A 10,869-nucleotide genomic window follows, 5' to 3' on the forward strand; every position below is an offset into this window, starting at 1 on the left:
ATGTATGTCGCGGTAAAAGGCGGTGAAGCGGCCATTGCCAACGCCCACGCCCTGCTCGCCGACCGCCGCCGCGGCGACCGTTCCGTGCCGGCGCTTCGCCTCGACCAGATCGTCGAGCAGCTGGCGCTCGGCGTCGACCGGGTGATGAGCGAAGGTTCGCTCTACGACCGTGAATTGGCGGCGCTGGCCATCGTTCAGGCGCGCGGCGACATGATCGAGGCGATCTTCCTGGTTCGCGCCTATCGCACCACGCTGCCGCGCTTCGGCTACACCAGGGCGATCGACACCGGGGCGATGCTGGTCGAGCGGCGCGTGTCGGCGACCTACAAGGATCTTCCCGGCGGCCAGCTGCTCGGCCCGACCTTCGACTACACGCACAGGTTGCTCGACCCCGAACTCGCCGCGGGCGGCGACGTCGCCGAGCCGCTGCAGCGTGCCAGCGACGCGGACGCCATGCCGCGCGTCTCCGCCATCCTCGCCCGCGAAGGCCTGATCGAGCCCGATGGCGACATGCCGCAGGACCATATCCCGGGCGACATCACCCGCGAGCCGCTGGAGTTCCCGATGGCGCGCGACATCCGCCTGCAGGCGCTGTCACGCGGCGACGAGGGTTTTTTGCTGGCGCTCGGCTACTCCACCCAGCGCGGCTATGCCCGCAACCATCCGTTCGTCGGTGAGGTTCGCATCGGCGAGGTCGAGCTGGAACTCGACGTGCCGGAGCTGCCATTCGCCGTACCGCTCGGTTCTGTGCGTGTCACCGAGTGCCAGATGGTCAACCAGTTCAAGGGCTCGGCCAAGGCGCCGCCGCAATTCACCCGCGGCTACGGCCTCGTCTTCGGCCAGAGCGAGCGCAAGGCGATGGCCATGGCGCTCTGCGACCGCGCGCTTCGTGCAACCGAATTCGGCGAAGATGTCGTCGCCGCTGCCCAGGACGAGGAATTCGTCATCTCGCATTCCGACAATGTCCAGGCGACCGGCTTCGTCGAGCACCTCAAGCTGCCGCACTATGTCGACTTCCAGGCCGAGCTCGACCTGGTGCGCCGCATGCGCGCCGAGCACGACGCCCGCGAGAACGGCGGCAAGATGGAAGAAAAAAGGGAGGCCGCGGAATGACCGCACAACCGACCGACATCGCCACCTACAACTTCGCCTATCTCGACGAGCAGACCAAGCGGATGATCCGCCGCGCGATCCTCAAGGGTATCGCCATTCCCGGCTATCAGGTGCCGTTCGCCTCGCGCGAGATGCCGATGCCTTATGGCTGGGGCACCGGCGGCGTTCAGGTCACCGCCTCGATCATCGGCCCGGACGATGTGCTGAAGGTCATCGACCAAGGCGCCGACGATACCACCAATGCGGTCTCGATTCGCGCCTTCTTCAAGAAGGTCGCCAATGTCGCCGTCACCACCGACACGGCGAAGGCGACCATCATCCAGACCCGCCACCGCATCCCCGAGCACCCGCTGACCGCAGGCCAGGTGCTGGTCTATCAGGTGCCGATTCCCGAGCCGCTGCGCTTCCTCGAGCCGCGCGAGACGGAAACGCGGAAAATGCATGCGCTGGAGGAATATGGACTCATGCATGTAAAACTCTACGAAGACATCGCCAGACACGGTCGCATCGCCACCACCTACGCCTATCCGGTCAAGGTCGAGGGTCGCTATGTGATGGACCCGTCGCCGACGCCGAAGTTCGATAACCCGAAAATGCACCGTTCGCCGGCTCTGCAACTGTTCGGCGCCGGCCGCGAAAAGCGCATCTATGCGCTGCCGCCTTTCACCGACGTGATCAGCCTCGACTTCGAGGACCATCCGTTCGAGGTGCAGACCTTCGACCAACCCTGCGCACTGTGCGCGGCCGAAAACGTCTATCTCGACGAGGTCATCCTCGACGACCATGGCGGCCACATGTTCGTCTGCTCCGATACCGACCATTGCGAGAAGCGGCGCGAGCAAGGCCATCGCGGCCACCTTGCGCCCGAGACGATGGAGCCGGCGCAATGACCGACGAACCGCTGCTGCGCGTTTCCGCGCTGTCCAAGTTCTACGGCTCGCGCATTGGTTGCGAGAACGTCAGCTTCGACCTGTGGCCGGGCGAGGTGCTGGCAGTGGTCGGCGAATCCGGATCCGGCAAGACGACGCTGCTCAACTGCCTGTCGACCAGATTGCTGCCGAGTTCCGGCACCGCCAGCTACCGCATGCGCGACGGCCAGCTCCGCGAGCTTTACCGCATGAGCGAGGCCGAGCGCCGCTTCCTGATGCGCACCGACTGGGGTTTTGTCCATCAGAACCCCGCCGACGGGCTGCGCATGACGGTGTCGGCCGGCGCCAATGTCGGCGAGCGGCTGATGGCGGTCGGCGACCGCCACTATGGCAATATCCGCGCCACCGCCGTCGACTGGCTGTCGCGCGTGGAGATCGACGGGGACCGTATCGACGACGAACCGCGCGCCTTTTCCGGCGGCATGCGCCAGCGCCTGCAGATCGCCCGCAACCTCGTCACCGGGCCGCGGCTGGTGTTCATGGACGAGCCGACCGGCGGCCTCGACGTTTCGGTGCAGGCGCGCCTGCTCGACCTGTTGCGCGGCCTGGTCACCGATCTCGGCCTGGCGGCGATCGTCGTCACCCACGACCTTGCGGTGGCGCGTCTGCTGTCGCAACGCATGATGGTGATGAAGGACGGCCGCGTCGTCGAAAGCGGCCTCACCGACCGCGTGCTTGACGATCCCCGCGCGCCCTACACCCAGCTTCTCGTTTCTTCCATTCTGCAGGTGTGATCATGGCAACCCCGCTCGTCGTCTCCGATGTTGCCAAGAGCTTCACCATGCATCTGCGTGACGGCATCAGACTGCCGGTCGTCGCCGGCGTGTCGTTCTCGATCAGGAGCGGCGAATGTGCCGTGCTCGGCGGCCCCTCCGGCGCCGGCAAGAGCTCGATCCTGAAGATGCTCTACGGCAACTATGCCGTCGATGCAGGCCAGATCATCGTCCAGCACGAGGACGGGCTCATCGATCTGGCGACGGCCAGCCCACGCACCGTGCTTGCCGTGCGCCGGCTGACGATCGGTTATGTCAGCCAGTTCCTGCGCACCGTGCCGCGCGTCTCGGCGCTGGATGTCGTCGCCGAACCGCTGGTCGAGCGCGGCGAGGACCGCGAGGTCGCGCGCGGCAAGGCACGCGCCTTGCTGGCGCAACTCAACCTGCCGGAAAGGCTCTGGGCACTGCCGCCGGCGACCTTTTCCGGCGGCGAGCAACAGCGCGTCAACATCGCGCGCGGCTTCATCACCGAGCACCCGATCCTGCTGCTTGACGAGCCGACCGCTTCGCTCGACGCCAGCAACCGCGACGTGGTGATTGCGCTGATCGCGGCCAAGAAGGCAGCCGGCGTCGCCCTGCTTGGCATCTTCCACGACCATGATGTGCGCGAGGCAGTGGCCGACCGCGTCATCGACGTGACCGCTTTTGCCGCCGGGAAAATCGCCGCATGACCAGAAAACTGTCGGAAACGCCGCTTGTCCACGAGACAGCGGAAGTCGACAACTCGACGCTCGGCCGCTGGACCGAGATCGCCGAACGCTGCCGGCTTTCGGAAAGTACGCTCGGCGACTATTCCTACATGATGCAGGACTGCAGCGCCTGGTGCGCGACGATCGGCAAATTCGCCAACATCGCCGCCAGCGTGCGCATCAACGCCACCAACCATCCGACCTGGCGGCCGACGCTGCACCATTTCACCTATCGCGCCTCTGACTATTGGGACGACGCCGAGCACGAGAGCGAATTCTTTGCCCAGCGCCGCGCCAAACGGGTCACCATCGGCCACGACACCTGGTTTGGCCACGGCTCGACCATCCTGCCCGGCGTCAGCGTCGGCGACGGTGCGGCGGTCGGCGCCGGCGCCGTGGTATCGAAAGACGTCGCGCCCTACACCATCGTCGGCGGCGTGCCGGCCAAACCGATCCGCGAACGCTTCGACCGCCGCACGGCGGAACGCTATCAGGCGCTTGCCTGGTGGGATTGGGACCACGCCCGCCTGCGCGCCGCGCTCGACGATTTTCGCGCGCTTTCGGCGGAAGCATTTCTGGAAAAATACGGCGGCTAACGTCCCTTGCCAACGCTGTCGCCTTATGATTGACGATTGCCGGGCAGAAAGTTGTAAGGAAAAGTCGTAAGGATTGGCATGCTCGGACGATGGATCGGATCTTGCCTGGTTGCGCTGGTGGTTCTCTTGCCTCAACAAGCGCCTGCCGAGCAGGTGCCGAAGATGGATCCTCGCGGCGCGGTCCTTTGCATCTGGATGATCTATGCATCAATCCACGCGATCGGTGAAAACTGCGCTCCGAAACAGGATCGTGATTTTCTCGACTTCCTTCAGTCCGGGATCGACCGCATGAACGTCTTCATCATCAGGAACTCGGACACCACGCAGGCTATGCTGGACGAACGCCAGAACCAGATCCGCGTGCGCCAAGCGCAACGCGGCACCTCCTCTTGTGAGCCGGAGGACGAGAGCATGGCACTCTACAATTCGCTCAAGTCTATCGATCCCAGCCAGCACACCGACAGTATGGACAAGTTGCTCGAAGTCGATCGCGAGCCCTTGTCAAACCCCTGTCTTTGAAGGTTCCTTTCTCGCCCTGCAGGCAGTTTTCATGTGTCCGACACATGACTCGGACAGGACGCGGTCTTTCCCTGGAGAGCGCCATGCTTCACTCCAGGAAACGTCGCTCGCCGGATTTTTTGCAGGCTCGAACACGTGCCTCTCGACGCCAGCATCGACGACTTGACCCGGCTCTATCTCGGACGCCTGAACGGCTTCCAAGGTTGCGTGCGTTCAAGGCCAGGGCTGTCGATGTCGTGCCGACCGGGCTTACCGTTGTCGGCGCGTCAGACGAGGCTGAGCGCGTCATGCGCGCGTGGCGCGATGCTGTCGGTGCCCTTCGGATACCAACATCCGGACCACGACACCTACGCATTCCACATAACCTTCGCCTACCCGATCCGCCGTCTCGACGACAAAAGTGCATCGCAATGGCAGGACGTGTTCGATGATTGCCTCTCGCTGCTCGCCCGTCAGGCTCCAGTGATCGAACTGCGGCCGCCGGTTCGCCGCCTTCCAGGCTGTGGACGGTAACAAAACTGACATCAATCCTACACCGCAATTTCATGCGGCTGCGTTAGCGAAGGTTAACAGACCTTCAACTGCGACTGGACTGGAACCTGCTCTATGCCAGCAACCTCAGCCACGCTCGAAATCCGCGGCGTCACCCGTCGGTTTGGCAGGAACACCGCCGTCAGCAATGTCGACATCTCGATCCCGCACGGCCAAATGGTCGGCATCATCGGCCGCTCGGGCGCCGGCAAGTCGACGCTTTTGCGCATGATCAACCGCCTCATCGATCCGAGCCAAGGGTCGATTTTCTTTGACGGCGCCGAAGTCTCCAGCCTGCGCGGCTCGCTGCTCAGGCGCTGGCAGCGCGACTGCGCCATGATCTTTCAGCAATTCAACCTGGTGCCGCGCCTCGACGTGCTGACCAATGTGCTGCTCGGCCGGCTCAATCACCGCTCGACAATTGTCAATCTGCTCGGTGTCTTCTCCCGCGAGGAACGGGCCGAGGCGATCGCGGCGCTCGAACGCCTCGACATCGCCCGCACGGCGCTGCAGCCGGCCGGCACCTTGTCCGGCGGCCAGCAGCAGCGCGTGGCGATTGCCCGCGCCATGATGCAGCAGCCGAAAGTCATCCTCGCCGACGAGCCGATCGCCTCGCTCGACCCGCTCAACGCCAAGGTGGTGATGGATTCGCTGCAGGACATCAATCTGCGCGAGGGCCTCACCGTCGTCACCAATCTGCACACGCTGGATACCGCGCGCACCTATTGCAACCGCATCATCGGCATGGCCGCCGGCAAGGTGGTGTTCGACGGCCCGCCCGAAGAGCTCAATCGGGAGGCCGTGCGCATGGTCTATGGCGCTGACAGCAATGGCGGCGAAATCTCCGAGGCGATCACTTCGACCAGCGTCACCATCAAGCAAAAGATCGTCGCATCCGCCGGACCCCTCGAGCCCGCATTTCCCGGCTACTAGGTCCACGATCCGGCAAGGGATACCGGTATACGAGTATACGAAAAGCAGACGACGAAAGAGCGCCCTGGACCGTCAGTCCGCATCAAGGCCGGGCATAAAAAAGCGCCGTCAAAATTCGAACGCTGCCGGCGCGATGCCGGAACCAACAGGAGAGACGCGAAATGTTTAGAAAAATACTTTTCGGTGCCGTTTCCATCCTCGCCATGGCGATGGGCGCAGTCCAGGCACAGGACCTGAAGGAATTCCGCGTCGGCATTCTGGGCGGCGAGAACGAAGCCGACCGCCTGCGCAACTACCAGTGCTTCGCCGACCACATCAAGCAAGTCCTCGGCGTCGAAAAAGTTTCGCTGTTCCCGGCCGCCGACTACGACGGCGTCATCCAGGGCCTGCTCGGCGGCACGCTCGACTTTGCCGAGCTCGGCGCTTCCGCCTACGCCAAGGTCTATCTCGAAAACAAGGACGCGGTTCAACCGATCCTGACGACGATCCAGACCGACGGCTCGACCGGCTACCGTGCGGTCATGGTCGCCCGAGCTGATTCCGGCATCAAGACGCTCGCCGACATGAAGGGCAAGAAACTCGGTTTCGCCGATCCCGATTCGACTTCTGGTTACCTGATCCCGGTCACGTCACTGCCCAAGGACATCGGCATGGATGTGAAGAGCTACTTCGCGTCGACCGGTTTCGGCGGCGGCCATGAACAGCTTGTCCTTGAAGTCCTGAAGGGCACGTTCGATGCCGGCACCACCTGGGCCTCCGGCGTCGGCGACTTCAACGACGGCTACAGCTCGGGCAATCTGCGCAAGATGGTCGACAAGGGCGTCCTCAAGATGGATGACCTCGTCGAACTGTGGCAGTCGCCCCTGATCCCGAACGGCCCGCTGGTATTGCGTACGTCGATCGACGCCGGCACCAGGCAGAAGATCACCGATTTCCTGACCAAGCTTCCGGAAACCGATCCGGCCTGTTTCTCGGCAATTCAAGGCGGCGATTACAAGGGCTATTCGCCGGTTACCCCGGAATTCTACCAGCCGATCATCGACGCCCGTAAGGCGAAGATCGGCTCGTAGAAACAAACTGCCACAACGCCGCCGGGGCCATGTGCCGCCGGCGGCGTTGCCGCATCAGGGGCCGGGGATCTATCGATGAGTGCGACCGAAATTTACCGCGCGCCCGCGCTTTCACCGGAGGGAGCCACCGTCGAGCGGCACTGGCGCGATCTTGCCGCCCGCCGGCGCCTTTACACGATCGGCGGCCTGGTTTTCCTGTTTCTTGCACTCTCCGGCTCGCTCTGGTTCGCCAACGAAACCAACGCCGGAAAGTTCTTCGACCGCCTTCCCTACGTCGCCGACTTTTTCGCCGAGTTGAAGCCGCGCGACTGGTTCGACCCGGCGCGTGCGCTGTTCGACCTGCCGTCCCCCTATGACGACGGCAGCCTCAAGTTCGACTACCCGGAAGGCCGGGTCTACCTGACCCAGGGCATCTACATTCCGGAGTATTTCCACCGGATGATCGAGACGCTGAACATCGCCCTGTTTTCGACGCTGGTGGGCGCCACATTCGGTTTCCTGCTCTGCTTCTTCGCTGCAGGCAATATCACGGCCAGCCGCTGGGTCCGTTTCGCTACCCGCCGCTTCCTTGAAATTGTCCGCGCCTTTCCGGAAATTGTCATTGCCGGCTTTTTTCTGGCGATTTTCTCGCTAGGGCCGATTCCTGCGATCATTGCGGTCAGCATCCATACCGTCGGCGCGCTCGGAAAAATGTTCTTCGAAGTCGTCGAAAATGCCGACATGAAACCTGAGGAAGGCTTGCGCGCCGTGGGCGCCAATTGGGTCGAGCGGGTGTGGTTCGGCATCGTGCCCCAGGTCCTGCCCAACTTCATCAGCTATTTCCTGCTCCGCTTCGAGATCAATGTGCGCGCTTCGACCATTCTCGGCGCCGTCGGCGCCGGCGGCATCGGCGAATCCCTGCGTCTTTCGATCGGCCGAGGCCATGAGGCCAAGACCATCGCCATCGTCTTCCTGCTGTTCTGCACGATCGTCGCCGTCGACCAGCTTTCGGCATGGCTGAGACATCGTCTTGTCGGCCGCCAGGCGTTCGCATACGGCGGAGAGTAACGCGATGAACGCCGCCGCCATCAACGACGTCGCCGCTCGCCATCCGGACGCGTTCCGGCGCTCGCTGTGGAAGCGCTACGCCACTCCGATCGGCATGCTTCTTTGCATTCTCTACACCTTCTATTGTTCGTGGTTCTTGTCGGTCGCCGCCGTTCTCGAAAAGGCGAACTGGAACCTTGCCGGCGCTTATCTCGCCGACTGGGTGTCTTACGAAATCCGGCCCGACATCGAATTCAAGGACAATCATCTGACAATCGACTACTCCCGCTTCTCCAAGCTGGGATCCAATCCAGATCCCGACTGGGTGGCCAAGCAGATGGCCGTCATCGAGCGGCAGGTCGAGACAGCGCCGGCACCGGCGATCGCGACCAACAAGTCGTCGCATGATTCGTTCATGGCGCCTGGCGCGCCAACTGCCGAGAACCCGGCCGCCCCGTCGGGCCAATCCGCTCCTGCGGTGCCTGAAACGGTGCGCGAAAACGCCGTCGTGGCGGCGACCGTCACCCTTGGCAATGGCCAGATCGCCGTCACGCCAAACCTGGTCACCGTGACGCGCGGCGCCGAAACCGTCGTCTTTGACATCGCCAAGGGCAGTTCTGTGACACCGCGCATACCGCTGCCCGACTGGATCGAGCAACGCAGGCCAGGCTCGACAGCCTATGTCTCGTTCGGATTTCTCGGCCGTGCTGAGGTGCAGAACGACGAGGTAGTCGCCTGGCGACGTTTCTTCGGCTGGGCCAATTTCGTGTTCGACACGAACTCGCCATTCTGGGGAAAGCCGTTCAGCGAGGTCGCTTCACTGATCGTCGCCGGGGCTCGCATCGACCCGTCGCGGTCAAACGCGGCGCTCGCCTGGGACAACATTTTGAACAACGCCGAGTGGCAGCACGGCGACGTCTGGCTGAAACTCTTGCAGACCATCGTCATGGCTTTTGTCGGCACCGTGCTGGCCTCGATCGTTGCCTTTCCGCTCGCCTTCCTGGCTGCGCGCAACGTCACGCCGAGCCGCATAGCCAACCAGGTGACAAAGCGCTTTTTCGATTTCCTGCGCTCGGTCGACATGCTGATCTGGGCGCTGTTTTTTACGCGCGGCTTTGGTCCTGGGCCGCTGGCCGGCATGTCGGCTATCTTCTTCACCGACACCGGAACCTTGGGCAAACTTTATTCCGAGGCGCTGGAGAACATCGACGACAAGCAGCGCGAGGGCATCCGCTCGGTCGGCGCCACCCCGGCAATGGTGCAGCGCTACGGCGTGCTGCCCCAGGTTCTGCCGGTATTCCTCAGCCAATCCCTTTATTTCTGGGAATCCAACACCCGGTCAGCGACGATCATAGGCGCTGTCGGCGCCGGCGGCATCGGCCTGAAATTGTGGGAGGCCATGCGCACCAACACCAACTGGGCCAATGTTTTCTACATGGTTCTGCTGATCCTGCTTGTCGTTTTTATCTTCGACAGCATCTCCAGCTACCTCCGCCGCAAGCTGATGGGGACCGTCGCAAACAGCAATGATGAGCGGCGCGTTTCCGCCCGCCCGCCGGCAGCTCAGATCGCCTGAGAGGAAGGCTGCGTCCAGGCACCAGCCTTTTTCCAGCCGCTCTTGATGTGCTTGTAGCCGTCGCGGTAGACGGCTTCCGTGCTTTCCGAAAAATCGCGCCAGACCTTGGTAGCCGCCGCCAAATCTTTCAGCGAGCGGCCGAAGGCCTCGATCGTCAGCCAGTCGTCATAGCCGCTCTTGCGGATGGCCGAAAACGTCTCTTGCCACGGAATGTGGCCGCGCCCCGGCACGCCGCGATCATTCTCCGAAATATGGATATGGACGACATTCTTGCGGTTGCGCGAATAGGCGCCGATCGCGTCCGTCTCTTCAATATTGGCATGGAAAGTGTCGTACATCGCCTTGATGTGCGGCCGGTCGATTGCGTCGACATGCTCCGACAGATCGTCCATTGTGTTGAGCAGATAGCATTCGAAGCGGTTGAGCGCCTCCAGCCCGATGGTGACGTTTTTGTTGCCGGCATGATCGCCGATGGCGCGTTGCGAGGCGACGGAGCGCTTTTTCTCCGCCGCCGTCGGCCCACTGCCGGAGAAGGCGCCGAGCGTCGAATGCAGCGGGCCGCTCAGCGTTTTGGCGCCAAGCGCTTGTGTGCAGTCGATCGCCCATTTCATATAGTCGATGCCGGCTTTGCGCGTCGAGGCATCGGCCGAGATCAAATTCATCGCCGGATCGCCCATCGCCGAAACGGCGGTGCGCTCCAGCCCGATGCGGTCGAGCAGCGCGCCGAGCTTTTTGTAATCGTCCGGCGTGCCGGCAAAGATCGGTATCTCGACGCCGTCGAAGCCGGTCGCCTTGATATCCCTGAGCAGCGGCTCGTGTTTCTTCGACACCGCCGTCGTCCACAAAAACATGCACATGCCGATTTTCATCGACGTCCCTCCCTTTTTGACGGCCGGCTGGCTCCTCCGCCGACTTCGCCATAAGCCCCCTCATCCGGCCGCTTCGCGGCCACCTTCTCCCCGCTGGGGAGAAGAGGCAGACGGCAGCGCCGGCGTCTCCTCTCCCCTCGGGGAGAGGTCGGATTGCCCCGAATTGCCCTTCGCAATTCGGTTGGCAAACGGGGGGGGGGGGGGCGCGGGACAACCGGCGGCCCGGCCCCCCGCGTGATGGCCGC

At 63.2% G+C, this 10,869-nt stretch carries 12 protein-coding genes; 11 read left to right on the top strand and 1 reads right to left on the bottom strand.

Annotation, left to right across the window (positions count from 1 at the left end; genetic code table 11):
- The 11 genes from AC0L2M_RS17285 to phnE (AC0L2M_RS17335) all read left to right on the top strand — a co-directional run bounded on the left by AC0L2M_RS17285 (position 1) and on the right by phnE (AC0L2M_RS17335) (position 9,755).
- Positions 1-1,113 (top strand): carbon-phosphorus lyase complex subunit, encoded by a 1,113-nt coding sequence (locus tag AC0L2M_RS17285; RefSeq protein ID WP_473535450.1) that lies wholly within the window; start codon positions 1-3, stop codon positions 1,111-1,113.
- Entirely contained in the window at positions 1,110-2,003 is an 894-nt protein-coding gene (locus AC0L2M_RS17290) for an alpha-D-ribose 1-methylphosphonate 5-phosphate C-P-lyase PhnJ (RefSeq protein ID WP_128169636.1), read from the top strand. Before AC0L2M_RS17285 ends, AC0L2M_RS17290 begins: the two co-directional genes overlap by 4 nt.
- Complete coding sequence (phnK, locus tag AC0L2M_RS17295) at positions 2,000-2,776, top strand: phosphonate C-P lyase system protein PhnK (RefSeq protein ID WP_473535451.1); 777 nt, start codon at positions 2,000-2,002, stop codon at positions 2,774-2,776. Before AC0L2M_RS17290 ends, phnK begins: the two co-directional genes overlap by 4 nt.
- Positions 2,777-2,778: 2 nt before the next feature.
- A complete protein-coding gene (gene phnL, locus AC0L2M_RS17300; RefSeq protein ID WP_287212565.1) occupies positions 2,779-3,486 on the top strand; it encodes a phosphonate C-P lyase system protein PhnL in 708 nt (235 codons plus the stop codon).
- Positions 3,483-4,100 (top strand): DapH/DapD/GlmU-related protein, encoded by a 618-nt coding sequence (locus tag AC0L2M_RS17305; RefSeq protein WP_473535452.1) that lies wholly within the window; start codon positions 3,483-3,485, stop codon positions 4,098-4,100. Before phnL ends, AC0L2M_RS17305 begins: the two co-directional genes overlap by 4 nt.
- 78 nt (positions 4,101-4,178) lie before the next feature.
- Positions 4,179-4,619 carry a hypothetical protein gene (locus AC0L2M_RS17310; RefSeq protein WP_473535453.1) on the top strand — a complete coding sequence of 147 codons (441 nt, stop codon included), beginning with the start codon at positions 4,179-4,181 and terminating at the stop codon, positions 4,617-4,619.
- Positions 4,620-4,754: 135 nt separating this feature from the next.
- Positions 4,755-5,132 (top strand): hypothetical protein, encoded by a 378-nt coding sequence (locus AC0L2M_RS17315; protein ID WP_287066981.1) that lies wholly within the window; start codon positions 4,755-4,757, stop codon positions 5,130-5,132.
- A 93-nt stretch (positions 5,133-5,225) separates the two neighbouring features.
- A complete protein-coding gene (gene phnC, locus AC0L2M_RS17320) occupies positions 5,226-6,083 on the top strand; it encodes a phosphonate ABC transporter ATP-binding protein (RefSeq protein ID WP_128173454.1) in 858 nt (285 codons plus the stop codon).
- 161 nt (positions 6,084-6,244) lie between these two features.
- Positions 6,245-7,153: a phosphonate ABC transporter substrate-binding protein gene (phnD, locus tag AC0L2M_RS17325; RefSeq protein WP_202365879.1), complete on the top strand. Its 909-nt coding sequence runs from the start codon at positions 6,245-6,247 to the stop codon at positions 7,151-7,153.
- Positions 7,154-7,228: 75 nt separating this feature from the next.
- Positions 7,229-8,200 (top strand): phosphonate ABC transporter, permease protein PhnE, encoded by a 972-nt coding sequence (phnE, locus tag AC0L2M_RS17330; protein WP_473535454.1) that lies wholly within the window; start codon positions 7,229-7,231, stop codon positions 8,198-8,200.
- A 4-nt stretch (positions 8,201-8,204) separates the two neighbouring features.
- Positions 8,205-9,755, top strand: coding sequence for a phosphonate ABC transporter, permease protein PhnE (gene phnE, locus AC0L2M_RS17335; protein WP_473535455.1), 1,551 nt, complete (start codon positions 8,205-8,207; stop codon positions 9,753-9,755).
- On the opposite strand, the gene AC0L2M_RS17340 is transcribed toward phnE (AC0L2M_RS17335), so the two are convergent.
- Positions 9,743-10,624, bottom strand: coding sequence for a sugar phosphate isomerase/epimerase family protein (locus AC0L2M_RS17340; protein ID WP_287245859.1), 882 nt, complete (start codon positions 10,622-10,624; stop codon positions 9,743-9,745). The two genes, phnE (AC0L2M_RS17335) and AC0L2M_RS17340, sit on opposite strands and share 13 nt — an antisense overlap.
- Positions 10,625-10,869 lie beyond the last annotated feature (245 nt).

The organism is Mesorhizobium sp. WSM4806 (genome assembly GCF_055811635.1).